The sequence below is a fragment of the Archangium sp. genome, assembly GCF_036277355.1.
In the GTDB taxonomy this organism is placed as follows: Bacteria; Myxococcota; Myxococcia; order Myxococcales; family Myxococcaceae; genus Archangium.
On record NZ_DASUNC010000034.1, the window covers coordinates 60,725 to 84,972 of the forward strand.

The window sequence follows — 24,248 nt, forward strand, 5'->3', positions numbered from 1 at the left end:
CATGAACGCCCTTCCTCTCCTCACCCTCCTGGCGCTCGCCCCGACGGCCGCGCCCGCCCAGACGCCCGCCCCGCAGGAGACCGCCCCCGCCGCGGCCTCCCCGGAGCCCGGAGGCCGCATCCTCCTGGCCCCCAAGCTGGGCTTCTTCAAGACGACCACCCCGCTCAACGGCGCCTTCTTCCTCGGCGCCGAGGCGGGCTACCTCACCCCGCTGCTCGACAACCGCCTGGCCATCGTCGCCGAGTTCAATTTCCACCAGCCCGACGTGCGCGGCACGCTCAGCGATCCGCAGCTGCCGGGGGACGCGCCCTACACGCTCACCGAGCGCGAGATGGCCATCCTGCTGTCGGCCGTCTACCGCTTCGAGGGCACCCTCACCCCGTACGTGGGCGCCGGCCCCGGCCTCTACCTGCACCGCGCCCAGGCCGAGGCCTTCGGCAGCACGTACACCGAGACCGAGGGCACCCTGGGCTTCCAGCTCCTCGGCGGCCTCGAGTACAAGCTGGGCCCCGGCGGCGCCTTCGCCGAGGTCCACTACCACTTCACCCGCGTGGGCTTCCTCACCACCGGTGACGTCAACATCGGCGGCTTCCTCGCCGCGGGCGTGGGCTACCGGCTGCACCTCTGAGCCCATGAGCTGAGCCCATGAGCTGAGCCCGTGGAACGCGGGAGGGCCCCACGCACCGGGGCCCTCCGGCCACGCCGTCCCCTGGGAGGCCGCTCAGGCCTCGCCCGTGGGCGGCCGCAGCATCCGCAGCAGGTGCTGGGCGAGCAAGTCTCGCGTGGCCCGCTGCAGCTCGCTGAGCAGCAGGTGGAGGCCCTCGGCCGAGCCGTCCCGCACGTCGCGCACCCGCTCCTCGCTGCCGTCGAAGACGCGCAGGCGCCCGGGCACCAGGGTGATGAGCGGCTGACGCGGGTGGCGCCGCTTGAGCAGTCCCAGCAGCAGGGGCTGGTCCTCGTCCGGCCGCCGCGCGTCCACCACCACCAGGGCCGGCTCCTCCTCGGCGATGCAGTCCAGGGCCTCATCCGCGTCCGACATGGCGGCGACGGACAGGCCCGGCTCCGCCAGGAGGCGCGAGAGCAGCTCTCGGGAAGGACGGTGCGGGCTGAGGATGACGATGCGGCGCATGGCGTTGGGAGAAGGGTAGCGCCCGGGAACGCCCGACGCAGGTGAAGAGAGGCCCGAGCCCTCGCTCCCCCGGCAGCACCCCACCTCGGACGGTGGGTCCGGGTGCGACCTCCACGGTCATCCTGAATTCCGCCGGGAATGTTCATTTTCCAACATTGTTCCGCCTCCCTGCCTGGAAAGCCCCTGGAAGTCTCCTCTGCGAGCATGCTGCGGACCGTGAGTGAGCCGACCTCGAAAGTCATGCTCTGGCGTTGGCGCGGAGATCGGGTTACTCCCGGCTGTTCCCCCGTTCCCGACCTGATGGCCACCGAGCTCCATTTCGACTGCGGCACCCTGGTGGCGCCCACGCTGCCGGAAGACGACACCCTGAGGGCCGTCTTCCAGCGGGACACGCGCACCGGCGTGTACCGGGCGGCGGCGCGGCACTACCGGGAGGTGGTGCTGAGGCTGCGCGAGCGGGGCCTGCCCTACGAAGACCGGGCGAAGCGCTTCGAGCCGTTGGAGGTGGGGCTGGCCACGCCCATCGAGCCCTTCCCGTACCAGAAGGCGGCGCTGGAGGCCTGGAGCGCCGCGGGTGGACGGGGGCTGGTGGAGCTGCCCACGGGCGCGGGCAAGACACTGCTGGCGGTGCTGGCCATCGCCCGGGTGAAGCGGCCGACCCTGGTGGTCGTCCCCACGTTGGACCTGATGACGCAGTGGCAGGGCGTGCTGTCCAAGCACCTGGGCCTGCCGGTGGGGATGCTGGGCGGCGGGGTGAGTGACCGGCAGCCGCTGACGGTGACGACGTACGACTCGGCGGCGATGCAGACGGAGTTCCACGGCAACCGCTTCGGCTTCCTCATCTGCGACGAGTGCCACCACCTGCCGGCGCCCAGCTACCGCTTCATCGCCGAGGGCTCGCTGGCGCCGTACCGGCTGGGCCTCACCGCCACGCTGGAGCGCACCGACGGCGGCGAGCGCGTGTGCGCGGAGCTGCTCGGGCCGCTGGTGCACCGCACGGACATCCGCGAGCTGCAGGGCCGCTACCTCGCCCCGTACGAGGTGCGCCGGGTGGAGGTGCCGCTCACGCCCGAGGAGCAGGCGCGGCATGACGAGGCGCGTGCGCGCTACCTCGGCTTCATCCGCCAGCGGGGCATCCGCTTCGACGTGCCGGAGGGCTGGGCGCGCTTCCTCGCGGAGAGCCAGCGCACGGAGGAAGGACGCGCGGCCTACCGGGGGTACCGGGAGCAGCGCCGCATCGCCCTCACCTCGAGCGCCAAGCAGGACGTGCTGTGGCGGATTCTGCTGGAGCACCGCGAGGACCGCGTCATCGTCTTCACCGACGACAACGAGACGGTGTACACGCTGGCGCGGCGGCTGCTGCTGCCCGCGCTGACGCACCACACGCCGGTGCCCGAGCGCAAGGCGCTGCTGGCCGCCTTCGCCAGTGGAGAGCTGCCGGTGCTGCTCACCTCGCGGGTGCTCAACGAGGGCGTGGACGTGCCGGAGGCGCGGGTGGGCGTGGTGCTCAGCGGCAGTGGCAGCGTGCGCGAGCACGTGCAGCGGCTGGGGCGAATCCTCCGCCAGCGCCCGGGCAAGCGCGCGCTGCTGTACGAGGTGTGCTCGGCGCAGACGGCCGAGGCCTCCATCAGCGAGCGGCGGCGCCAGCACCGGGCCTACCAGGAAGAGGAGGGCGAGGCGTGCTGACGCGCGAGCTGCTCCTCTTCCGCGTGCGCGACGGGAAGCTGCGCCCCTCCTTCGTGAAGCGGGAGGACCTGGCGCTGCGGACCCTGGCCACGGAGCTCATCGCCGAGGTGGCGGCGGGCGCCGGGCGCTCGCGGGACGACCTCGAGGAGACGCTCGCGCTGCGGGCCGGCGCGCACTCGCGGCCCAAGGTGGCGCGGGGGCTGGTGAAGCTGCTGGTGGACCGGATGCTCTTCGACGAGCCCTCCGAGGGCATCTCCGAGGCGCGCGCCACGGCCTTCCGCGAGGCGGCCCGGGTGCTGCGCTCGCTGCCCGCGGACGCGACGGTGGAGGCCTACGAGGCCCGGCTGTCCGAGTCCTTCCCGCGCCCGCTGCCCGAGTTGCGCGAGGCCCTCTACGCGGACCTTCCCGGTCATCGCCGGCTCCAGGGCTGGGAGGCGCTGACGTCCGCGGAGCTGTTGGATCGCTACAACCTGGCGCTGGCGCAGGGCCCCCTCTTCGAGGCGCGGCGGCTGACGCTGCGGGCGAAGGCCCCGGAGCTGCTGCGGGTGCGCAAGGTGCTGCGCTGGTTGAAGTTCTGCCGGCTGGTGGCCGAGGTGCGGCGCGAGGACGAGGACTGGGTGCTGGAGGTGGAGGGCCCCGGGGCCATGCTCGCGCTGCAGAAGAAGTACGGGCTGCAGCTGGCCAGCTTCCTCTCCGTGGTGCCGGTGCTGGAGCGCTGGCAGCTCACCGCCGCCCTGGAGAGCCCCCGGCGGCGGGTGACGCTGGTGCTGGACGACAAGGATCCCCTCGTCTCACCGCACGGCTCCGCCCTGGGCCACATCCCGCCCGAGGTGGCCACCCTGGCCGAGGGCTTCGACGACGCGGACTGGGAGCTGGACCTGCTGCCCCTGCCGCGCCACATGGGGGCGGCCGGGTTGTGCGTGCCGGATCTCACGTTCCGTCACAGACAGACGGGCCGCGAGGTGGCGCTGGAGCTCTTCCACGCATGGCATGCGGGCCCGTTGTCGAGGAGAATGGAGGAGCTGCGCTCGCGTCCGGATGCGGGACTGCTGCTGGGGGTGGATCGGGCGCTGGCGAAGGATGCCCAGGCACGCGCGCTGTTGGAGGCTCACCCGCAGGTGGTGCTCTTCCATGGATTTCCATCGGCGAAGCGGCTGCGCGCGAGGCTCTCACCGTGAGACAGGCACCCTCCCTACCCGTTCTTCTGCCCCAGGTGCGCGGCCACGAGGCTCAGCACCCGGAGCGAGTTGCGATCCAACTGGCGGGCGCGCCGCAGCAGGCGGCGCAGCTCCGCGGGCTCACTCACCTCGGGAGAAGGAGCCGGTGGCGTCCAGGGCAGGGGATTCTCGGTGGTGAGGCCCAGGGCCTCGTCCGCGGACAGGGAGAGCACGGCGCACAGCTTGCGGAAGGTGGGAACGCTCGGAAGCATGTTGCCTCGCTCCAGCCGCCCGTACACCTCCGTGGCGATGCCTATGCGCTCCGCCACGTCTTCCTGTGTGAGGTTGAGGCGCTGCCGGGCTGCGCGCGCGCTCTCTCCCAACCTGGTTGCGAGCTTTTTTGCCATTGTCCCGGGACCCGAGTGGTTCACCGGTGGCAATATGACTCGGGAGGTTGGTTTCCCAGGACGACTGGGGTAGTATCTCCATCCGAGGACCCGTCACGTTACATACCGGATCCTGGAGGTCCCGGATGACCGCGGACACCCTGCCCTCCTACCTCTTCGTGGACGAGGATCCGCTGCAGCTCTCCGCGCTGCGCCGGCTCCTGCGGGACATGCCGGGCACCAAGCGCATGGCGACCAGCGGGGAAGAGGCGCTGCGGATGGCGGAGGAGGAAGCGCCCACGGTCGTCATCGCCGCGTACATCCTCCCGGGCATGGACGGGCTGACCCTGTTGGCCGCCCTGCGGGCGCGCACGCCCCACCTGCTCTGCGGCCTGCATACCACCCAGCTGCCCTCGCGGGACATCATCCCGCCCCACGTCACCGTGCTGCTCAAGCCCTGCCCTCCAGAGCGGCTGCGTGCCTTCCTGATGTCCGGCACGGCCGCCCCGAAGTAGGCCCGGAAGCGAGCCCGGGCGGGTACGTCACGAGCCCTTCTGCGCGTCCATCTTCTTGCGCAGGCTGAGCGGACGCATGTCCGTCCACACCTGCTTGATGTGCTCGAGGCACTCGGCCTTGGTGCCCGACTTGCCGGCGTCCTTCCAGCCGGGGGCGTTCTCCCGGTCCGCGGGCCAGATGGAGTACTGCTCCTCGTGGTTGACCACGACCTTGTACTGCTGGGTGTCCTCGGTGTCGCTCATGGCCGCAATTTCACCCGGCGGCCCCCAGGGGGTCAATGTGGGTCTGAGCAGCCGGGAGGGGGACCCCCCCGCCAACCTCACAGGTTGGGCCGGGAGCGCGGAGGGCGCCAAAAACCTGGGACCTGTCAGGTCGGAAACGGCGACATGACCACGATGCACCTGCCAGGTCCTGTCCAGGCCTCACCGGACCCCGCGAGCGAGCGCCCGGGCGTACTCCAGTGACATCCGCGTGAAGCGCGCCCCGGCGAGCCCGCTCACGTACTGGCGGACCATGGCCCGCGTGGCGCCCACGTAGAAGAGCGCACGGCGCGTGCGCTCCAGCTCGCGCTCCGTGCGGCCCGGCTTCGTCTCCATCCACGACATGTCGTCCAGGGCGTCCACGCCGCAGAAGAACACCACCGGGCTCTCGTGCCCCTTGCACGAGAAGGCCGTCGTCACCCGGAGGTAGTCCACCCGCCCCACGCTGAAGCCGGACACGTCCTGGCCGCTGCGCCCACCGAAGGCCACCGCCTTCAGGCCCTCGCGCTCCAACGCCTCGGCGAGCCGCGCGGGCCGCACCGGCGCCACCACCAGCACGTCCGAGGGCTGTACCCCCTCCTCCCGGCTCAGCCGCTTCACCTCGCGCACCAGCCACGCCTCCTCCGCCTGCGCCGAGTCGAAGGCCTTCACCACCGGCGCCACGCCCTCGCGCTCGGTGGCCCGCAGCCGGTACAGCCCGTCCACGCCCGGCACCGGCTCCTCCAGCAGGCCCTGCTCGCGCAGCTCGTGGGCGCGCATGAACTCGCGCATGCCGGGGTTGGCCACCCGGTGCAGCCCGAGCGGATCCAACACCACGTTGAACGCCAGCTCGGACACCTGGCGCGTGGAGCGGAAGGTCTCGTGCAGCACGCGCACCCGGCCGGTGAAGTCGAGGTCCGGCAGTTCCTTGCGCAGGGCCTCCACGGAGCTGTTGCCGTACACGTTCTGCGAGTCGTCCGCGAAGAGCAGGAAGGCCTTGAGCGGAGGCCCCTCGCCGCGTGAGAGCGGACGGGCCAGCGAATACAGGTGCGCGAGCTCCGGGGCGCTCAGGTCCTGCGCCTCGTCCACGAAGACGGCGTCGAAGCTCTCCGGCGCGAAGGAGCCCGTGCCCGTCACGTGCATGAGCGTCACCCGCTGTGTCATCAACTGCGCGCGCTTGCCGAGCCGCTGCCGCATCGCCGCCACCAACAGCTTCGAGAGCAGCGGCGTCAGCGCCTTGTTGAAGAAGGACACCAGCACCCGCGCGTCCGGGTGCTCGGCGAGGTAGCGCGCCACCCACTGCGCCAGCACGTACGTCTTCCCGCTGCCCGCCACCCCGCGCACCAGGTGGTGCCCGTCGTCGAAGCGGCGCTCGAAGAGGGCCACCTGCTCCTGCGTGAAGAGCGGCCCCATGCCCCGCAGCGAATCAATCTCCTGTCCCAGCCCCTCGGGCCGCTTCGCCGCCTGCGCGCGCACACCCGGCATCACCAGCAGCGGCTGCAGCGAGAGACGGGGCTCCAGGCTGGGGGCCACGGGCGTCAGCAGCTCCAGCAGTTGCGAGGGGATGGCGGCCTCGGACTCGGCGCGAGAGGAGAGGACGAAGAGGTACTCGCGGGCGCGGCTCGCGGCCACGTTGAGCATGGGGGTGAGCTCACTGGGCGGGAAGGGGCGCCCGGCGGCCACGGTGTCCACCACCACGACGTCGTACTCGGTGCCCTGCTGCCGGTGGATGGTGGAGGCCTGGAAGCGCGACTCGCTCCACCCCTTCTGCTGCGCCAGCGCCCGCAGCAGCGCCGCCTGCGCCCGGTACGGCGTCACCGCCAGCACCTTCAGTCCCGCCTTCAACGCGGGCGCGGCCAGGGCCACCAGCAGCTCCGCCGAGAAGGGCCGCCGGTAGCCCCGCCCCGACTCGCCTCGCTCGTGGCAGACGCGCCGCGCGTCCCGGGTGGCCTCGTCCAGCACCACCCAGCACGCCCGCGCCGCCGGGTACACGTCCACCGTCTTCGGCTGCCGGGTGCGCGGGCCCTCGCCGTCCTCCAGCATCCCCGCGTAGCTGAAGTGGCTCACCACGGAGCCGATTTGAGGGTGCATGCGGTGCTGCGTCCGCAACAGCAGCACGTGCGAGGACTCCACCGCCGCCTTCGCGTCCTCCAGGTGCGACAACGGCGAGCCGCGCATCCACGTCTGCACCGGCCGCTCCACGCCCTCCAGCGCGCGGCTCACCGGGCCGATCTGCTTCGGGTCTCCGCCCAGCAGCACCTTGCGCGCCATCGGCGCCAGCAGGCCCACGGCGGCGCGCGACACCATGCCCGCCTCGTCCACCACCAGCCGGTCGAAACGCTCGGCGCCCTCCAGCTCGGAGACGAGCCGCAGCGCCCGGTGCACGGTGAGCACCATGAGCGTGGCGTGCCCCTCCCGGGCGACGAAGAGCGTCTCGTCCGTGATGCCATCGCGCACCTTGCGCAGCTCCGCCTTCACCGTGGCCAGCCGCGAGGGAGGCGCCCCCTCGAGGTACTCGCGGCGCACGCGCTCCTCCATGTACTCGACGCGCGCCGCCTGCTTCTGGTAGCGCGCGTCCTGGAGGACGGCGGGAAAGGCGTTCGTCAGCTCCGGGCCCACGCCGATGCCGCCCCGGAAGATGCGGCACGTGGTGTCCGGCGCGTGCAGGGCCCCGGCCTTGGACAACATGCGGGCCACGCGCAGCGCGAGCGTGTCCGCGGCCCGGTTGGTGGGCGCCACCGCGAGGATGCGCTCCTTGGGGTTGCGTTGGATGGCCTGCGCGAGCAGCCGCGCCACCGTCTCCGTCTTGCCCGTGCCCGGTGGCCCCCAGAGCAGCGCCCACGGCTTCTCCCAGAGGTCCTCGGGCCCGGGCGAGGGGCCGACGCCGTCATCGGGGATGATGCCGCGCACCCGGTCCAGCGCCTCGCGCACCCGGGGCCCGCGCGAGTCGTAGGCCCGCGAGGCCGCCAGCAGCGCCTCGGAGAAGTCATAGGGCTGGAAGGCCCAGCGCTCGGCGGAGAGGACCTCGGGCGGGATGTGGCTCAGCGAGCGCGTGGAGAGGAAGACGCGCCCGTTCGTGGGGTCCACGTGGACGATCTCCCCGATGAACTTCCGCTCGTCCGGGAGGAAGCCGATGAGCTGTCCCCCACCCCAGCTCGGGTCCGCCGCGGGCCGGGGGGTGAGGCCGAGCATCGACTCGTCCTCCAGCCGCACGTCCTCGGCGCCCTTGAGCATCACCCAGCGGTACAGGGCGCGCTCGCTCTCCAGGGCGGACAGCAGATCCTCCGGCAGCACCGAGCGCACGATGAGATCCGCGGGCTCGTGGCTGGGAGCCGGGGACTGGGGAGCCTGGGGAGCAGGTTTCCGGGCATGACGTGCCTGGGGTGACTCGTTCGTCATTCGGAAGGCCGGAGCGCGAGCCCCATGGTGCCCTGAGGACGCCCGAAGGAAAAGCGCACGCGAAACGACCACGCCGCTCGGGAGTCCAGTAATGTGGACGGTCCGCGCCCCCCACCATGAAGCTCTACGCCCTCAGTGATCTCCATGTGCGCTACGAGCACAACCGCAAGGCGCTCGAATCGCTCGCCCCCCACCCCGAGGATTGGCTCATCGTCGCCGGAGACGTCGGCGAGACGCTGGAGCACATGGAGTTCGCCTGGCGCACGCTGACGGCGCGCTTCCAGAAGGTGGTGTGGGTGCCCGGCAATCACGAGCTGTGGACGATGGCACGTGAGCAGCCCGCCCTCCGAGGCGAGGCGCGCTACCAGCAGCTCGTGGAGCACTGCCGCTCGCACGGCGTGCTGACGCCCGAGGACCCGTATCCCCGCTGGCCGGGCGAGGGGCCGCACCGGGTGCTGGTGCCCATGTTCCTGCTCTACGACTACTCGTTCCGGCCGGACCACGTGGCCGAGCAGGACGCGATCGCCTGGGCGATGGAGCACCACATCCTGTGCACCGACGAGGCCATGCTGCACCCGGACCCGTATCCGAGCCGGTCCGCCTGGTGCGCGGCGCGCGTGGAGCAGACGATCGCCCGGCTGGAGCAACTGCCGCCGGATTGCTCGACCATCCTCATCAACCACTTCCCGCTGCGCTACGAGCACGTGCGCCTGCCGCGCATCCCCCGCTTCTCCATCTGGTGCGGCACGAAGAAGACGGAGGACTGGCACCTGCGCTTCCGCGCGGAGATCGTCGTCAGCGGCCACCTGCACATGCCCGCCACGCTGTGGCGCGACGGGGTGCGCTTCGAGGAGGCCTCGCTCGGCTATCCGCAGCAGTGGAGTTGGCGCGGCGACATTTCACGCTGCCTGCGCGAGGTATTGCCCGGGAATACGCTATAGTTGCACCTGCCGCTCTCCGCTCGAGGGGATGCCATGTGCACCGCAAATCAACGCCTTCCCCGCTGGCTCTTGTACGTCGTCAGTGCCCTGGCTGCTAGCGGTTGCGCGTCCTCTGCATCAAGCCGTCATGAAGATGTTCTCACGGACAATGAGGCAGCAGCGCAACAAGCACAGCCAGACGAGCGGGCCTACAGAGAAGCAGCGGAAGAGCTGCTCAAGTACCTGGATGTTCAACGGCAAGCAGGCACGAACGTCATTCAGGCGTCGGGCAAAGACGGAATATACCCCATGTATGAGTGCATGGAGTACGGGTGCCCTGACAGGGTTTTCTGCAAAGAGGTCAATGCCTACTGCCCTGTCACCCATTGCGGCAAGGGAAGCTGCCGTGGATGCCCGGAGCCAGTTCCAGACGTATTCAAGAATCTCGCGCTCAAGCAATGGTGCAAGTTCGACTGCCTTCGCGGCTCTGTCCGGGCTGGTACGGCCCTCGGCTTCGTTCCGATCGTCGGGAAGGACTTTTTCATCGGACCATTTTGCTTCAGCGAATGAACAATCTCAGTCATTGCGCCGGCCGCGAACAAGGAGTCCGTATTTGGATCCCACCAGCCAGAAAGCCGCCCGCCTTGCCACGGCCCTCAATGGTTTAGGACATATCGCGATGGGGCAATCGTTAGACGAGATCCGCCGCTCCGAGGGTGATGCGAAACTAAGAAGACTCTTCCATGAAGATGCAACCCTGGTACTCGACCTGGTTGAACGCGAGGCGAGAGTACAATCGAAGGTCGTTCCCAACCCCGAGGAGTGCATCGCCGCACTCTCGCGATTCCGGGACATGGTGCAATCCGTTGACTTCGATGATGCCGTGAGCATGGGTGCTCTCAAGGACCATGCCCGGAAGGCCCTCGAAGCCTTCATGGGAGCACCGTTGCCTGAAAAGTTGCCCGAGTGAGAGCCTCATCGAAATGTCAATTGTCCATAGGGACCGTGCACCCCTCTGCGCCCACGGTTCAAACGGATAGGACCTCGGCATCTGCCAGATCCACGCCGCCGCACGGGCAAGCAGGTGAACCTCACCGTCGTACTTGGGAACAACATGGGAGGTGACGTGCCCGGGCACCGCCGACAAGCGGCTCTACCTCACTGGCTCGGTCCACCTGGGCCGACCCAGCCAGTTCGTCTTTCCGCCCTCGATGGAAGCCGCGCTCGGCCATCCCCAGCAGTGGACCTGGCGCGGAGACATCTCGCGCTGCCTGCGGCAAGTGCTGCCCGGCCGCGTGAGCCAGGAGGGATAAGCTCGACCCAAAGGGAGCAATCTTTACGTGAGAACCCCCCTCGGATCTCTTGCCGGACAGGTCGTAATCCGCCTGCTCATCGTACTGGTGATTCCTTTCGGCGCGCGTGCCGCGAACGAAGGAGAAATCCAGAACTACCTCATCTCCATCAGCCGTCTGTACGAAAGCCTCGATTACGAGCTCGCCCTCAATCGAGTCCAACTCGCCCGCCAGGTGCCTCGTGGAACGGAAGAGGAGATCACCCTCTCCCTCTATGAAGGCATCATTCTGTGCGAGATGGGCAAACAGGGGCCTGGGAGCGCGTCCTTCAGGGCCGCACTGCTCCTACGGCCCGATGCGAAGCTTCCCGTGCAGGTCGCCCCCAAGGTCGAGACGCTGTTCGAATCCATGCGGAAGCAGGTGAAGGACGAGCTCGCGCCGCTCGTCGCGCAACACGCAACGAAGAACTCGCCGAGCGAAGCTCCCTCGACCCCGAGCCCCACGAAGGTGGCGGCGAAGGAGGAACTCCGTTCCACTCCACGGGCCCACGCCTCGGCCGCGTCCACTCCGAAGGCTTTGGAGATGCCGGGCCAGATACGCGTGGGCGTGGGGGGTGACCTCTTCTTCGAGAGCTCGCAGATGACGGGCTCATGGAGCGTCAACAGCTCGCTCACGGATGAGTCCTTCGACTACACCAGCCTGAGTTTCCTGTCCGCAACAGCCTGGCTGACCACCTCCACGCCGATGCTGAATGAGCGGCTGCGGTTGGGCGCCGGCCTGCGCATTTTCGGCAACTACGCCGCGGGCGGTGGCAACCAGTTCGGCTTCGGCGTGCTGAACGAGGCCTTCGCCATCGGCGAGTACGCGCTGCCGGTAAACAACAAGACGGAGTTCCTCTGTGGCGGTCGCGTGGGGCTGTCGCTCCTGGTGCCCACCCACGATTTCGAGACGGAAATCCGTCAACTCCAGGAGCAGGGAGTGAGTGTGTGGAGCGGGCCGCGCCTGGGCTGGCTGCTGGGTCTGTCCGGGGGAGCACGGCGGCAGATGTCCGACCGCATCTGGCTACGTGCCGACATGCTCGTCCAGCTCGAACAGCAGTACCTCTTCGACACGAGCCAGGAGATCTCCGGGTTCCGCTTCACCAAGACCTGGAGCACCCTGGCAGTGCGCCTGGGACTCACGCTCGGGGCCGAGTTCGCCCTCTGAGGCACGGTCCCACGAGCCTTGAGGGCACGGAAGCGGCTCATAGCCCACTCCCTTGCCCTCCCCGTCTCACGCGCTACTGCGCGCTGAAGACGAGATCATCCACGTCCGAGTAGGCGCCCCCTCCGCACGAGGAGAGGCTGCCACCGTAGCGGAACACGGCGCGCACCACCGCGCGAGCGCTCCCCGAGGACGGCGTGTACATCGTGGAGAGCACGTGCGAGCCCGCCGCCGTTGCCGTCATCGTGCCGAGGTACGTCCAGCTCGGCGCGCTGGCGTCCGGCGCGTAGTAGAGGTCCAGGTAGTCGGAGGAGAAGGCGGAGTACCCCCACACCGTGGCCTCGATGCGGAGCGTCTTCCCAGCCGCGAGGGGCGAACCATCCACCGTGGACACCTTCAGCCGGTCCAGCGACTCGTCGGAGTGGTAGCCCCCGCTGGTGCCGTCGGTGCACGTGTCCACGGTGTTCGGCGCGTTGGACTCGGGCCCCAGCTGGGCCCGGCCATTGAGCAGGGTGCCCGAGTCACAGGACACATCCGATGATTTCTCCTACACCTATGATTTCTCCTACACTTAACGATATCCTACACACCAAGGTTCACCAGGGGGGTAGATGCAAACCGTCATCGGCATTGACGTGGGCTGGTCCGAGAGCACACCGTCGTGCAGCATCGCAGTGAATCAGAACATACTGCCGAGCGAGTGGGGTCCAGAGCGATTTACAGTCCGTAAGGGCTCGGATGCGGTGTGGTGTTCGACGGTACAGTTAAGCGATGCCGTGGGTTGGTTGATGGACTGCCGCGTTGTGGGGCAACTGGATAAGGCCATCGTTGTCATTGATGGCCCGGTGAGTCACACAGGTCCGCCGCGACCAACGAACCGCTGGGTCGATGAGCGATGCCAGTCAGGGCAGTTTCAAAATAGATGTGTTGCCGCCCCACTCAATGGAGGCGACGGACAGCCGTTCATTGTAGCGACTTACCTTCTGACGTTCGCTGCAGCAGCAACCATGAAAGGCCCACAGTACCGATTGCATCCAGCCATTGATTGGGGCATCGCTGGACCGCAGATATTTGAAACAAACCCAACGGTGGGCCTAGGGTTATTGCTCCCGCTAGCGAACCCTGCCGTTCTTCCATCACGCCACAGCGGCTCGCGCCTTCACTCGGCAACAAAACAAACGTGCAGAGCAAAGTCTGACTGGTATTGGGTAGAAGGAGGCGGGCATCGTGTTGCCGAGGTGATTGGAGCGGGCAAAATCAGTGAGACCAAAAGCCACCAGAAACGCGCGGCGTGGTTCGCGCTTGCCGTCGGGTTTCAAATCGCCGGCATTGCCGCAGATGGATCTAAGCCAGACTGGATTGGCAATCCCAGCGAGGGCATATACAACCTCCTCAGCCCAATCCACAATGATTGGCTCAATGCGGTTGCAAGCGCGAAACATCCGGTGGGAACGGGGCCGAACTCAAAGGAGATTTCGCAATCGCCGCCCAGCGGCACATGCTCTACTGAAAATTGCTTATTAAGTGGCCAGCCGTTCGACGAGAAACGATGCCCGTTCTGTGACCAATTAAAGCAGGACCAAACCACATGGGCAGGAATTGACTCCCATTTTCATTACACATGCCCAGAACAGCCTCACAAACGAATGAACTTCGCGGATTTCAAAAAACAGATCTGCCAGAAACACTGGCGGCGGTGAACCTCCTCGGTGCAGCCTCATTTTAAGCAGCATTGTCCACTTGAATTCAACCTCGCCAAAGCCGGTCTTTCGCTGAACCCAATGCAGCACAGTAATTTCATTAAAAGGAAACCAAATGAATCAGCCACGACTCGTCCGAATCAATTGGATAGGCCCATTTGCTCCGGACAAGGTGCCTGTCAATCCCGAGTACGACGACAACTTCGGCCTGTATCAAATCTATGGGATACACGAAGTGTTCGGCCCTCAGTCCCTTTTGTATATCGGCAAGGCAGAGCACCTGAGTTTTGCCGAGCGCATCAATCAGCACCTCAGTAACTGGCTCTCAAGCAACAGTGATGCACAAGTGCGACTCGGTCTACTCCACCCGAAGGACTATAAACATGAGCCGAAAGACTGGTCCGATTGGAAGCAACTGCTGCGCGACACAGAAGCTCTAACGATCTTCTGGCACACGCCACCCTACAATTCCCGGAACATCAGCCACTACAGTGGACCTACACTCCGAGTCCAGAATTTCGGTCAGCGTGGACGCCTCTTGCCGGAGTTCTCTACCGATTGGGTACCCCCCAAGCCGATGGATAGTGATGAAGAATGAGGTAACCGCTGACAAACGACGCTGCTCGCAGCACAACCTCCGACAACGAAAATGGGCCGCGCTCACAGCTGCATCTTTTCGTTAACGGCGTGAAGTCAGCGCGTCCCCTTGCTTCACTGGCGGCTGGAGCGAGTTGTCCGGCGACCCGGGGCGGCCCAGTCCCCGGCGCACCGCCGGCAGCGAGGCCGTAACAGCTCCTACGTAGAAGACGCCGTGGTAGCCCGCCTCGTTCGGACTGTCGAACCGGTGCACGAAGAAGCGATCTCCGTTGTCCTTGCCGCGCGCGGGCCGCACTCCGCACTCCACCTGCGTCCCGCCCTCCACCGCGCAGATCCACGCCGAGCCGCTGTCATAGGCCATGTCCAGTGCCACCACGTGCTGCAGCTGACCGGACAGCCGCAGCCCCATGGGCCGGTAGCTGGCATCCCACGGCAGCCCCTGGCGGGTGCGCGGGTGGATGTTGCCGGACACCACCAGGAAGAACCGTCCCGGCGTCTCGCGCACCCGAGAGAGCACCGTGGCGGCCATGGCGTCCTCGTGCGCCTGCCCCTTCAGCCCCGGGTGGTCGAACACGAAGGCATCCACGTCCAGCCCCCGGGCCCGCAGCTGGCGCAGCTGCTCCAGCAGGTTCGCCATGGCCTCGCTGCTCCGCCCATCTTGATAGGGATTGCGCCAGAAGGGCGCCTCCATCAGCTTCAGCCAATCGTCCTCCGAGCCGGCACTGCGCAGGAAGGTGCTCACGCGCTCCTGGTTCTCCACCGGCAGCTCCAGCCCCACCGTCACGGGCGTCCCGTTCGAGGCCGTCTGGCAGGCGCCCTGCGCGATGAAGCGCGGCACCTCCTGCGTGCCGTGCATTTCGCCCAGCAGCATCACCCCCCCGGGCGTGACCTGCGGAGACAACCCGATGATGGGCAGCCCGCACTCCACCGCCAGTACGGGCGCCGCCTTCACCTCGGGTGCCTCCACCTTCGCGACCTCCGTCTCCGCCTTCCCTTCCGGCGCCTTCCGGGCCAGCGTGGGCGCCACCGCGTGGAACACCTTCCACTCCATCACCAGGTCGCGCGAGCCCTGCGCCGAGCCGGCCACGATGGCGTTCTCCCCGATGGGACCATCCTGGAACTCCGCCTGGTCCTCCATGCTCCAACCCGAGGCATCGGCCGCCCCCGGCGATTGCCCCACCGTCCGGTTCACGCCCCAGTCGAGCTCGTCTCCCGCGGTGGCCAGCGTCCTGTGGGCGCTCCGGGTGACGCGGATGATCCACAGCTTGCCGCGCGTGGGCGTCTCGCGCTTGCCCAGCACGAGGTAGCGGTGCCAGAAGCCCGACACCTTCGAGCCCCCGAACTCCTCGCGCCACTCCGTCTCCAGCACGAAGTTGCTCGTGTCCTCGCGGAAGGACAGGGGGTTGTCCGCGAAGAACCGCCGGACGGAGGGCCAGAGTTCCTCGAGGGGCGCGTCGTAGATGGCCTCCTCGTCGGGAATCCCCGAGCCCTTCGGCCCCGCGGCGCAGCCGGCCAGCAGGAGCATGAGCCCCATCGAAACGAGCGTCATCGAGCGCATCCGAGCTCTTGAACGTCCAGGGTGACAGGACATATCGGCGGAACTCCGGGTGCGTGGCCGTTGCGCTCCGGTCATGATGCACCCCCCTCAACGGACCCACCATGCGCCCGAACCGATTGCTCCTCGCCTTCCTCGCCCTCCTCGGCACGGCCTGTGCCACGACCTCCGCGGAGCGTCCCGCCTCCACGAGCTCCGCCGTCACGGAGCAGCGTGCCTTCCTCTGGGAGGTGACGCGCCCGGGCGCTCCGGACAAGCGGCTCTACCTCACCGGCTCGGTCCACCTGGGCCGGCCCGGCCAGTTCGTCTTCCCGCCGTCGATGGAGGCCGCGTTCGCGCGCTCGCAGGCGCTGGTGGTGGAGCTGGACCCGGACAAGGCCGACCCGGGGAAGACCCAGCAGCTCATGCTGAGCCTGGGCACCTTCACCCATCCCGATGCGCTGAGCGCGCACCTGAGCCCCGAGACGAAGGCGCTCCTGCCCGAGGCCATCCAGAAGGCGGGGCTCCCGGCGATCGCCGTCGAGCGCATGCGGCCCTGGCTGCTGTCCCTCACGCTCTCCCTCCTGGAGATGCAGCGGGCCGGCTACTCGGAGGAGGGCGGCATCGACCGCATGCTGCTGACGAAGGCGCGCGGCACCCAGCGCATCGTGGAGCTGGAGACGGTCGAGGAGCAGATGCGCATGCTCGCCGGCATGCCGGACTCCGTGCAGGACCTGATGCTGCGGGAGCAGCTCCAGCAGTCCTCGCAGACGGCCGAGAGCCTGGCGAGCATCGCCACCGCCTGGCAGGGCGGCAACCCCGACGCCCTGGCGCGGGCCCTCTTCGAGCGGGCGGACGACCCCTCCATGCGGCCCTTCTACGAGGCCCTCTTCTTCACCCGCAACCGGCGGATGGCGGACCAGCTGGCCGCGATGCTCGACCAGCCGGAGACGCACTTCGCCGTGGTGGGCGCGGGACACCTCGTGGGGGAGGAAGGCATCCTCGCCCTGCTGACCCGGAAGGGCTTCCAGGTGCGCCAGCTCCCCCGCGAGCCCTGAGGCCTTCTCACGGAGCGTCCGCATTCGCCTTGCCGCCCCGGCTGCAAGAGAATGAGGCAGCCATGCCTCACTCCAACCCTCCAGGCACCCCGGCGCCGCTCGGCACCCAGCTGCTCGCGGAGCACTTCCGGGCGGACGCCGCCGCCCGCGAGGCGACCGTCACCCGGTTCATCAGCCTGGTCACCGGCCTCTTCATCCTCTCCACGCTCGCGCTGGGCGGCCGCATCGGCTGGCCCCGGGCCCTGTCCGTCGCGGGCCTGTGTGCCTTCTTCACCGTCTACTACGGGTGGCTGTCCTGGATGCTGCGGCGCGGCTGGTTCCACCCCGCCATCCACTGGGTCAACGTCGCCCTGGAGACCTCCACCGGCGCGTTCCTCTTCACCTGCGACATCGCCTTCGGCACCGTCGAGCAGGCACTGACCAACCCCATGTCCGTGCTCTGGAGCGCGACCATCGTGCTCGCGGCCCTGCGGGGCAACCGCCACCTGGCCCTCTTCGCCGGGGGCATCGTGGCCGCCGAGACGATGCTCCTCTACATGCTGCTGGCCTGGCCCCGGCTGGCCGAGCCCGTTCCCCTGATGTTCACCCCGCCGCTCGTCGCGCTGCGGGCCGCCTACTACTTCATCACCGGTTGGCTCGCGGCGCTGGTGGCCAGCTACCTCACGCACCGCGCCGAGGAGGCGCTGCAAGCCGTCCGCGAGAAGGATCTGCTGGGCAAGTACTTCCTCCACGAGCGGCTGGGCGTGGGAGGCATGGCCGAGGTGTTCCGCGCCACCTACAGCCCGGAGGGTGGCTTCGAGAAGGTGGTGGCCGTCAAGCGCATCCTCCCGGCCTACGCCGAGGACGAGGACTTCGTCACGCTCTTCCGCCGGGAGGCGGAGCTGGGCTCGCTGCTGTGCCACCCCAACATCGTCCAGGTGCTCGACGTGGGCCGGTTCGGGGACACCTACTTCATGGCCATGGAGTACATCGAGGGCCTGTCCCTGCGCGAGCTGCTCAAGAGCCACGGCTGGGAGACTTCGGGGTGGCCCGGGCGGCCATCCACGTCCGGCTCACCCAGGCGGACCGGGTGCGCGGCAAGCTGGGGTACCTCGCCCCCGAGCAGGCCCGCGGCCAGGCCTTCGACGGCCGGGCGGACCTCTTCGCGCTCGGCCTCACACTGCACGAGGCGCTCACGGGACAGCGCGTCTTCCAGGGCGAGGATGCCTCCGGCATGGTGCGCGCCGCCCCCCCTCCCTTCCTCGTGCCCCCCTCCGGCCTCCGCCCGGACGTCCCCGCCGAGCTGGATGCCGCCATCATGGAGCTGCTCCAGTGGCGCGTCCTGGAGCGCACGCCCCGGGGCCATCAGCTGCGCGAGCGGCTCTGTGCCATGACGGGAGCGCTCGCCCCCTACCCTCACGGGCAGCGGGAGCTGGCCCGCATCGTCCAGGAGGCGCTCGCGCGCAGGGGCAGCCGGTCCCAGGCGCGGAGCTCGGAGCAGGTGACCCGGGCGGAGCCCACCCCGCTCCGCACTCGCGGTGAAGAGGCCACCGAGGTCCTGCCGGGCGCGAGCGTGCTCGCCCACGAGCCACGGGCGGCCGGGGCCAGGGAGGACTGAGCCGGGCCACATGGCCCCGGGGGGCCGGGTCCTGGTATCCTGGATGCGACATTCGCGCCTTCGCGCCCCGGTGATGCAGTGCCCCAGTCCCCGCAATCGCTCGAGCAGTTGCTGCAGGTGGTCCTCGGTCTCACCGATAGCCTCGTCTTCGAGTTCGACGCGGGCGGCCACTACCTCGCGGCGTGGACCCATTCCGACTCGATGCTGGTGCTGCCCCGGGAAGCGTTCATGGGGCGCCACATCTCCGAGGTGATGGACCCCCAGACCGCCGCGCTGACGATGGAGAGCATCCACCGCGTGCTGGCCCGAGGCGAGCCCGATCGCTTCGAGTACTCGGCGCAGGTGGGGGAAGGACTCCGGTGGTTCAGCGCCGATGCCATGCTCGTGCCCCACCGGCCAGGCGTGGCCTTCCTGGTCCGCGACATCACCCGGCAGAAGACGCTCGAGTTGAGCCTGCTCCAGGCGGACCGGCTGGCGGCCCTCGGGACGTTGGCCGCGGGCGTGGCACACGAGGTGAACAACCCCCTGGGCTACATCTCCTCCAACCTCCACTTCATCGAGGAGGGACTGACCGAGGTGAGGCAGGCGCTCGCCGGCACACCCGAGCTCGCCCCGCTGGCAACCCGGCTGGAGGAGTGCGCGGAGGCGCTCGAGGAGGCGCGGCAGGGCACCACGCGCATCCGCAACGTGGTGGGAGACCTGAAGCTGTTCGCGCGGGGCGAGGACACGGGCCCGGAGAAGGAACGGGCGGATGTCCGGCGGGCGCTGGAGATGTCCATCAACATGGCCATGCCGGAGCTCAAGCACCGGGCCCGCATGGTCTGGCACGTGGAGGAGGTGCCGCCGGTGCGCGGCAGCGAGTCGCGCCTGGGGCAGGTGTTCCTCAACCTGCTGCTCAACGCGGCCCAGGCCATCCCCGAGGGCGCACCGGCGGAGAACACCGTGGAGGCGCTCGTGCGCGCCGAGGCGGGCAAGGTGGTCATCGAGGTCCGCGATACCGGCCACGGCATCGCGCCCGAGAACCTGAAGCGCATCTTCGAGCCGTTCTTCACCACCCGGCCCGCGGGCGTGGGGACGGGCCTGGGGCTGGCCATCTGCCACAGCATCGTCATCGCCATGGGAGGCGAGCTCACCGTGGAGAGCACCGTGGGCAAGGGCACGTGCTTCCGCGTGCTGCTGCCCACCACCTGACGCCCCCCTGGACGTTTGGGTGGAGATGAGCCGCGGCCCGCGTCACCCGGCCCCGCTCAGGCGAGGCGCAGGTCCACGACGATGTTGCCGCGCGTGGCGTTGGAGTACGGGCAGACCTCGTGGGCGGCGCGCAGCAGCGCCTCGGCCTGCTCGCGCGGCAGCTCGGGGATGGACGCGATGAGCTCCACGGCCAGGCCGAACCCCTTGCCCACGGGCCCGATGGTCACGTTCGCCGTGATGGAGACCGGCCCCGGGGTGATCTTCTGCGCGCGGGCCACGTGCCCCAGCGCGCTGCCGAAGCACGCCGCGTAGCCACCCGCGAAGAGCTGCTCGGGGTTGGTGCCGGCGCCGCTGCCACCGAGCGCGCGCGGCGGCACCACCGCGACATCCAGGTGGCCATCGTCGCTCTTCACCCGGCCATCACGCCCCGCCGTAGCGGTGGCCGTCGCGGTGTAGAGGCGCTTCTCGAGAATCGTGGGGCTCATGTGCTTCTCCTTGTGTCGTGCCGACGTCGTGTGTCGCGGGGAGACAGATAGGTCACAATCAAATTGTTCGCAATATAATCTGGCCGGGAGAGGCCGGGGCGAGGGCCCGGCCACGTCTCATTCCCTGGGAAAGGGCCTCAGCCCGCGCGGGCGAGCACGTCACGGGCCTCGGCGGCGATCTCGTACGAGCGCACGCGCGCGGCGTGGTCGAAAATCTGGGAGGTCACCATGAGCTCGTCGGCGCCGGTGCGGGCGATGAAGTCCGCCAGTCCCCGGCGGACGCTCTCGGGCGAGCCCACGACGGAGCAGGACAGCGCCTGCTCGAGGCCCGCGCGCTCCATCGGGTGCAGCCCCTCCTCGAAGTGGTCGACGGGAGGCTGCAGGGGACCCGGCTGGCCGCGGCGCAGGTTGAGGAAGGCCTGCTGCACGGAGGACATCAACCGGCGGCCCTCCGCGTCGGTGCCGGCCGCGAAGACGTTGAGGCCCAGCATGACGTAGGGGCGCTCGAGCTGCTCCGAGGGGCGGAAGCGGCTGCGGTAGACGTCGATGGCCTGCATCATGTGGCCCGGCGCGAAGTGCGAGGCGAAGGCGTACGGGAGCCCCAACGCCGCGGCGAGCTGCGCGCCGAAGAGGCTGGAGCCGAGGATCCAGATGGGGACGTTCAAGCCCACGCCGGGAACGGCCCGGACCCGCTGGCCGGGCTCCGCGGGGCGGAAGTAGTTCATCAGCTCGACGACATCCTGGGGGAAGGAGTCGACGTCACCGGCCAGGGTCCGCCGGAGCGCGTGGGAGGTGACGGAGTCGGTGCCCGGAGCGCGCCCCAGGCCCAGCTCGATGCGGCCCGGGTAGAGCGACTCCAGCGTGCCGAACTGCTCGGCGATCACCAGCGGCGCGTGGTTGGGCAACATGATGCCTCCGGCGCCGACGCGGATCGTCGAGGTGCCCCCGGCCACGTAGCCGATGACCACCGAGGTCGCGGCGCTCGCCACGCCGGGCATGTTGTGGTGCTCGGCCAGCCAGTAGCGGCGGTAACCCAGCCGCTCGGCATGGCGGGCGAGGTCCAGCGTGTTGCGCAGCGACCGGGCGGCATCGCTCCCTTCGACGATGGGCGAGAGATCGAGGACGGAGAGGGGAACCATTACCGGCATGAGGAAGTCCCTCGCTTGGAGACCAGGGAAGCGGTGGGAAAGACGCGCGATTCCATTGCACCCCATATAATGGCGCACTACGAGAAGCGCATCGGGTCCGAGGGGGCAGCATGGCTGAGAAGAAGAAGGGCGGGGCCGTACCCGCGGAGGCGCTGGAGCAGCTGTGCCGGCTGGACAATCAGCTCTGCTTCGCCGTGTACTCGGCGAGCAATCTGATCACGCGGCTGTACCGGCCCCTGCTGGAGCCGCTGGGAATCACCTATCCGCAGTACCTGGCGCTGCTGGCACTCTGGGAGCGATCCCCCCGCACGGTGGGTGAGCTGGGCGATGCGTTGGGGCTCGACTCCGGCACGCTCACGCCCCTGCTCAAGCGGCTGGAGGCCAACGGCATCGTGGTCCGCAAGCGCGCCCCCGAGGACGAGCGCCGGGTGTTGATCGAGCTCACGCCCGCCGGCCAGAAGCTGCGCGCCCGCGCGGCGTCCGTCCCCGTGGAGATGCTCTGCAAGCTCCAGCTTCCGCTCGAGGAGGCGGCGCGGCTGCGGGACACCCTCAAACGGCTCACCCGGGGCCTGCGGGAGCCGCCGGACGGAAACGAAGGATGAGCCTGCGGCCTGGCGGCGAGCACGTTACGTCTGGAGCCATCATGAAGAGCCCCCTCATCGAGACCCGTCCGCTGGGCTTCCCCTGGGTGACCGCGGATCCCTTCCTGTTCTGCGTGCACCACGACGACGCGTACCCCGCCGGCAACGAGCACCTCGGGCCCGCGGCCTCGCTCGCGGGCCGCAACATCGGCCAGGACTTCGACGGCAAGGACGGCTGGAACATGTACCACGGTGAGGTCGTCCCCGGCTTCCCCGGGCACCCGCACCGCGGCTTCGAGACGGTGACGCTGGTGCGCAAGGGGCTCATCGACCACTCGGACTCGCTGGGCGCCGCGGCGCGCTTCGGCCACGGGGACGTGCAGTGGCTCACCGCGGGCGCGGGCGTGGTGCACTCGGAGATGTTCCCGCTCGTGGACGCGAGCCGCCCCAACCCGACCGAGCTGTTCCAGATCTGGCTCAACCTGCCCGCCGAGGACAAGCTCGCGCCGCCGCACTTCACGATGCTCTGGGACCAGGACATCCCGCGTGTGCCGTTCACGGACGAGGCCGGCCGCCGCACCGAGGTGACCGTGGCCGCGGGCCAGTTGGAGGGCCGCCGCGCGCCACCGCCGCCACCCCGCTCGTGGGCCTCGCGCCCCGACACGGACGTGGCCATCTGGACCGTCCGCATGGAGGCCGGTGCGGTGTGGACGCTGCCGCCCGCCGCGAATCCGCGCGCCAACCGCACGCTCTACTTCTTCGAGGGCGACGCGCTGAAGGTGGCGGACCATGACATCCGCGCGCACCAGGCCCTCGTGGTCCGGAGCGACGCGGCGGTGCGCCTCGAGGCCGTGGGCGGTGCGTGCGAGGTGCTGATGCTGCAGGGGCGCCCCATTGGCCAGCCGGTGGTGCAGTACGGCCCGTTCGTGATGAACAGCCGCGCGGAAATCCAGCAGGCCTTCAACGACTACCAGCGCACGGGCTTCGGGGGCTGGCCGTGGCGGTCGGGAGATCCGGTGCACCCGCGTGAGGAGGGGCGCTTCGCCCGCCACGCGGACGGCCGCATCGAGCGTCCCTCCCGCTGAGCCCACGGAGTGCACGCGAGGCGTGAATAAACGGGCCCCGCGGACGTCGGGGTTCCGTCCCTTGCCTCCCGGGTGCCCTCCATGCTCCTCACGCTCCTCGGCCTCACCCTGCTGGCCGCCCACCCAACGATTCCGCCCACCACGTGTGAGTCCGTCAATGGCAAGACGGCCTGTGGCTACTCCTGCCAGAGGAGCGCCGACGACGTCCGCTGCGCCAGCACCCCCTATGGGACGTGCGGCATGTTCCACGGCGAGGTGTACTGCTTCGACCCGCCGCTCGCGGCCATCCACCACCCGCCCGACGAGGGCCTGCGCCCCGAGTGCAAGGCGATCGGCAACGAGGCGGCCTGTGGCTTCAACTGCCTCGTGACGCAGGGCAAGGTCGCCTGTGCGCGGACGCCCTACGGCGTGTGCCGGGAGCACTTCGGCGAGCTGACGTGCTGGGACCCGCCGGAGTCCACCCTTCATGAGCTGGGCGCGGAGACGCCACGGCCCACCTGCCTCACGGCCTCGACCGCCATCGCGTGCGGCTATGACTGCAACAACAACCGCACGGAGGTGAAATGCGCGGCGACTCCGCGCGGCCGGTGCGAGAAGGACGACTTCCGGCTCCAGTGCTTCGATCCTCCCTCCCTCCTGCAGTGCGCGCACACCCAGCCGCCCGACCCCGCCGAGGTGCGCAAGCCGAAGCACAAGCGCCGGGAGGAGAAGCCGGCGGAGACCGGGCAGGCGGCGCGCTGAGCGGCGAGCTTGTCACTCCGGAATTCCCTTGATACTTCCGCCGCCAACACTCGGAGACCCTGATGAGCGCCCCCACGAAGCCCTATGTCAGCCGCTACGGCGGCCTCTGGCCCGACCTGCACAACGCCGACGAGCTGCTGGCCGAGCGGCGCAAGCGCGGGATGGTGTCGGACGAGGACGCGGAGATGCTGCGGCAGTGGCGCGAGAAGGGCTACGTGCAGATCTCCAACGCGGTCCCGGCCTCCGTGCTCGATGAGATCCTCGCCGAGCAGGATCGCGCCTGGCAGACGGCGGACAGCTCGTACCGGGTCCAGACGGGCCACTCCGACTTCGTCCGGCCCCGCCCCGACATCCGCTACCAGACCGGGTGCCGCCTGCTGGACGTGTACGCGAAGTTCGACGCGGCCTGCGCCGCCATCTTCTCCCGGAAGATCACCCACTTCCTCCGGCTGCTCTTCGACCGGGACGTGTTCAAGACGCAAACGGCAAAAACCCCATCCGCTTCTCGCTGCACCGCCGGGTCTTCAGGCTGTCCAGGCGCCCGTCGGCTTCGCGCGTAGCCGCTCAGCCAGGCGACCCATGTCCTCAGCAGCAGAGGCCGTCA

At 69.0% G+C, this 24,248-nt stretch carries 26 protein-coding genes and 1 pseudogene; 19 read left to right on the forward strand and 8 right to left on the reverse strand.

Going from position 1 to position 24,248, the window contains the following annotated elements:
• Position 1: 1 nt before the first annotated feature.
• On the forward strand, positions 2 to 628 hold the full coding sequence (locus tag VFZ09_RS08400; protein WP_329726975.1) for an outer membrane protein: 627 nt from the start codon (positions 2 to 4) through the stop codon (positions 626 to 628).
• Between the two features lie 93 nt (positions 629 to 721).
• Here the strand turns inward: VFZ09_RS08400 and VFZ09_RS08405 are convergent, their stop codons facing one another.
• Positions 722 to 1,129, reverse strand: a complete 408-nt coding sequence (locus VFZ09_RS08405) for a DNA-binding response regulator (protein ID WP_329726976.1) — start codon at positions 1,127 to 1,129, stop codon at positions 722 to 724.
• Positions 1,130 to 1,429: 300 nt separating this feature from the next.
• Here VFZ09_RS08405 and VFZ09_RS08410 point away from each other — a divergent pair, with 300 nt between their 5' ends.
• Both VFZ09_RS08410 and VFZ09_RS08415 read left to right on the forward strand, forming a co-directional pair.
• A complete protein-coding gene (locus VFZ09_RS08410) occupies positions 1,430 to 2,815 on the forward strand; it encodes a DEAD/DEAH box helicase (protein ID WP_329726977.1) in 1,386 nt (461 codons plus the stop codon).
• Positions 2,809 to 3,993, forward strand: a complete 1,185-nt coding sequence (locus tag VFZ09_RS08415) for a DUF790 family protein (RefSeq protein ID WP_329726978.1) — start codon at positions 2,809 to 2,811, stop codon at positions 3,991 to 3,993. The genes VFZ09_RS08410 and VFZ09_RS08415 overlap by 7 nt, the downstream gene beginning before the upstream one ends.
• 14 nt (positions 3,994 to 4,007) lie before the next feature.
• Here VFZ09_RS08415 and VFZ09_RS08420 read toward each other — a convergent pair whose 3' ends face one another.
• Positions 4,008 to 4,301, reverse strand: coding sequence for a helix-turn-helix transcriptional regulator (locus VFZ09_RS08420; protein WP_414640681.1), 294 nt, complete (start codon positions 4,299 to 4,301; stop codon positions 4,008 to 4,010).
• A 203-nt stretch (positions 4,302 to 4,504) separates the two neighbouring features.
• Here VFZ09_RS08420 and VFZ09_RS08425 point away from each other — a divergent pair, with 203 nt between their 5' ends.
• Complete coding sequence (locus VFZ09_RS08425; RefSeq protein WP_329726980.1) at positions 4,505 to 4,873, forward strand: response regulator; 369 nt, start codon at positions 4,505 to 4,507, stop codon at positions 4,871 to 4,873.
• A 27-nt stretch (positions 4,874 to 4,900) separates the two neighbouring features.
• Here the strand turns inward: VFZ09_RS08425 and VFZ09_RS08430 are convergent, their stop codons facing one another.
• Both VFZ09_RS08430 and VFZ09_RS08435 read right to left on the reverse strand, forming a co-directional pair.
• Positions 4,901 to 5,116, reverse strand: a complete 216-nt coding sequence (locus VFZ09_RS08430) for an MbtH family protein (protein ID WP_043407274.1) — start codon at positions 5,114 to 5,116, stop codon at positions 4,901 to 4,903.
• A 180-nt stretch (positions 5,117 to 5,296) separates the two neighbouring features.
• Positions 5,297 to 8,512, reverse strand: a complete 3,216-nt coding sequence (locus VFZ09_RS08435) for an AAA family ATPase (RefSeq protein WP_329726981.1) — start codon at positions 8,510 to 8,512, stop codon at positions 5,297 to 5,299.
• A 116-nt stretch (positions 8,513 to 8,628) separates the two neighbouring features.
• On the opposite strand from VFZ09_RS08435, the gene VFZ09_RS08440 reads away from it, so the two are divergent.
• The 5 genes from VFZ09_RS08440 to VFZ09_RS08460 all read left to right on the forward strand — a co-directional run bounded on the left by VFZ09_RS08440 (position 8,629) and on the right by VFZ09_RS08460 (position 11,930).
• Positions 8,629 to 9,453: a metallophosphoesterase gene (locus tag VFZ09_RS08440; RefSeq protein ID WP_329726982.1), complete on the forward strand. Its 825-nt coding sequence runs from the start codon at positions 8,629 to 8,631 to the stop codon at positions 9,451 to 9,453.
• Positions 9,454 to 10,002, forward strand: a complete 549-nt coding sequence (locus VFZ09_RS08445) for a hypothetical protein (protein WP_329726983.1) — start codon at positions 9,454 to 9,456, stop codon at positions 10,000 to 10,002.
• Positions 10,003 to 10,045: 43 nt separating this feature from the next.
• Positions 10,046 to 10,402 (forward strand): hypothetical protein, encoded by a 357-nt coding sequence (locus VFZ09_RS08450; protein WP_329726984.1) that lies wholly within the window; start codon positions 10,046 to 10,048, stop codon positions 10,400 to 10,402.
• Positions 10,403 to 10,553: 151 nt separating this feature from the next.
• Complete coding sequence (locus VFZ09_RS08455) at positions 10,554 to 10,745, forward strand: hypothetical protein (protein ID WP_329726985.1); 192 nt, start codon at positions 10,554 to 10,556, stop codon at positions 10,743 to 10,745.
• A 27-nt stretch (positions 10,746 to 10,772) separates the two neighbouring features.
• Positions 10,773 to 11,930 carry a hypothetical protein gene (locus VFZ09_RS08460; RefSeq protein WP_329726986.1) on the forward strand — a complete coding sequence of 386 codons (1,158 nt, stop codon included), beginning with the start codon at positions 10,773 to 10,775 and terminating at the stop codon, positions 11,928 to 11,930.
• 73 nt (positions 11,931 to 12,003) lie between these two features.
• On the opposite strand, the gene VFZ09_RS08465 is transcribed toward VFZ09_RS08460, so the two are convergent.
• Positions 12,004 to 12,459 (reverse strand): hypothetical protein, encoded by a 456-nt coding sequence (locus VFZ09_RS08465; RefSeq protein ID WP_329726987.1) that lies wholly within the window; start codon positions 12,457 to 12,459, stop codon positions 12,004 to 12,006.
• Positions 12,460 to 12,538: 79 nt separating this feature from the next.
• On the opposite strand from VFZ09_RS08465, the gene VFZ09_RS08470 reads away from it, so the two are divergent.
• Positions 12,539 to 13,627: a hypothetical protein gene (locus VFZ09_RS08470; protein ID WP_329726988.1), complete on the forward strand. Its 1,089-nt coding sequence runs from the start codon at positions 12,539 to 12,541 to the stop codon at positions 13,625 to 13,627.
• A gap of 115 nt (positions 13,628 to 13,742) precedes the next feature.
• On the forward strand, positions 13,743 to 14,225 hold the full coding sequence (locus VFZ09_RS08475) for a hypothetical protein (RefSeq protein ID WP_329726989.1): 483 nt from the start codon (positions 13,743 to 13,745) through the stop codon (positions 14,223 to 14,225).
• A gap of 81 nt (positions 14,226 to 14,306) precedes the next feature.
• On the opposite strand, the gene VFZ09_RS08480 is transcribed toward VFZ09_RS08475, so the two are convergent.
• Positions 14,307 to 15,782 carry a hypothetical protein gene (locus VFZ09_RS08480; protein ID WP_329726990.1) on the reverse strand — a complete coding sequence of 492 codons (1,476 nt, stop codon included), beginning with the start codon at positions 15,780 to 15,782 and terminating at the stop codon, positions 14,307 to 14,309.
• Between the two features lie 101 nt (positions 15,783 to 15,883).
• Here VFZ09_RS08480 and VFZ09_RS08485 point away from each other — a divergent pair, with 101 nt between their 5' ends.
• From VFZ09_RS08485 to VFZ09_RS08500, 4 genes and pseudogenes are all read left to right on the forward strand, one after another.
• A complete protein-coding gene (locus VFZ09_RS08485) occupies positions 15,884 to 16,816 on the forward strand; it encodes a TraB/GumN family protein (protein WP_329726991.1) in 933 nt (310 codons plus the stop codon).
• 752 nt (positions 16,817 to 17,568) lie between these two features.
• Positions 17,569 to 17,969: pseudogene (locus tag VFZ09_RS08490) on the forward strand (protein kinase); the annotation flags it as partial.
• Positions 17,970 to 18,113: 144 nt separating this feature from the next.
• Positions 18,114 to 18,413: a hypothetical protein gene (locus VFZ09_RS08495; RefSeq protein WP_329727002.1), complete on the forward strand. Its 300-nt coding sequence runs from the start codon at positions 18,114 to 18,116 to the stop codon at positions 18,411 to 18,413.
• A 78-nt stretch (positions 18,414 to 18,491) separates the two neighbouring features.
• Positions 18,492 to 19,604 carry a PAS domain-containing sensor histidine kinase gene (locus VFZ09_RS08500; protein WP_329726992.1) on the forward strand — a complete coding sequence of 371 codons (1,113 nt, stop codon included), beginning with the start codon at positions 18,492 to 18,494 and terminating at the stop codon, positions 19,602 to 19,604.
• Between the two features lie 56 nt (positions 19,605 to 19,660).
• Here VFZ09_RS08500 and VFZ09_RS08505 read toward each other — a convergent pair whose 3' ends face one another.
• Positions 19,661 to 20,089, reverse strand: a complete 429-nt coding sequence (locus VFZ09_RS08505) for an organic hydroperoxide resistance protein (protein ID WP_329726993.1) — start codon at positions 20,087 to 20,089, stop codon at positions 19,661 to 19,663.
• A 137-nt stretch (positions 20,090 to 20,226) separates the two neighbouring features.
• Positions 20,227 to 21,228: an LLM class flavin-dependent oxidoreductase gene (locus VFZ09_RS08510; RefSeq protein ID WP_329727001.1), complete on the reverse strand. Its 1,002-nt coding sequence runs from the start codon at positions 21,226 to 21,228 to the stop codon at positions 20,227 to 20,229.
• A gap of 119 nt (positions 21,229 to 21,347) precedes the next feature.
• Here VFZ09_RS08510 and VFZ09_RS08515 point away from each other — a divergent pair, with 119 nt between their 5' ends.
• The 4 genes from VFZ09_RS08515 (at position 21,348) to VFZ09_RS08530 (ending at position 24,204) form a co-directional block, all read left to right on the forward strand.
• On the forward strand, positions 21,348 to 21,839 hold the full coding sequence (locus tag VFZ09_RS08515) for a MarR family transcriptional regulator (RefSeq protein ID WP_329726994.1): 492 nt from the start codon (positions 21,348 to 21,350) through the stop codon (positions 21,837 to 21,839).
• Between the two features lie 41 nt (positions 21,840 to 21,880).
• The gene (locus tag VFZ09_RS08520; protein ID WP_329726995.1) at positions 21,881 to 22,903 is read left to right on the forward strand and encodes a pirin family protein; all 1,023 of its coding nucleotides are present in this window, start codon (positions 21,881 to 21,883) and stop codon (positions 22,901 to 22,903) included.
• Positions 22,904 to 22,984: 81 nt separating this feature from the next.
• Positions 22,985 to 23,644 carry a hypothetical protein gene (locus VFZ09_RS08525; protein ID WP_329726996.1) on the forward strand — a complete coding sequence of 220 codons (660 nt, stop codon included), beginning with the start codon at positions 22,985 to 22,987 and terminating at the stop codon, positions 23,642 to 23,644.
• 62 nt (positions 23,645 to 23,706) lie between these two features.
• On the forward strand, positions 23,707 to 24,204 hold the full coding sequence (locus tag VFZ09_RS08530) for a hypothetical protein (RefSeq protein ID WP_329726997.1): 498 nt from the start codon (positions 23,707 to 23,709) through the stop codon (positions 24,202 to 24,204).
• The last annotated feature ends 44 nt before the right edge of the window (positions 24,205 to 24,248 follow it).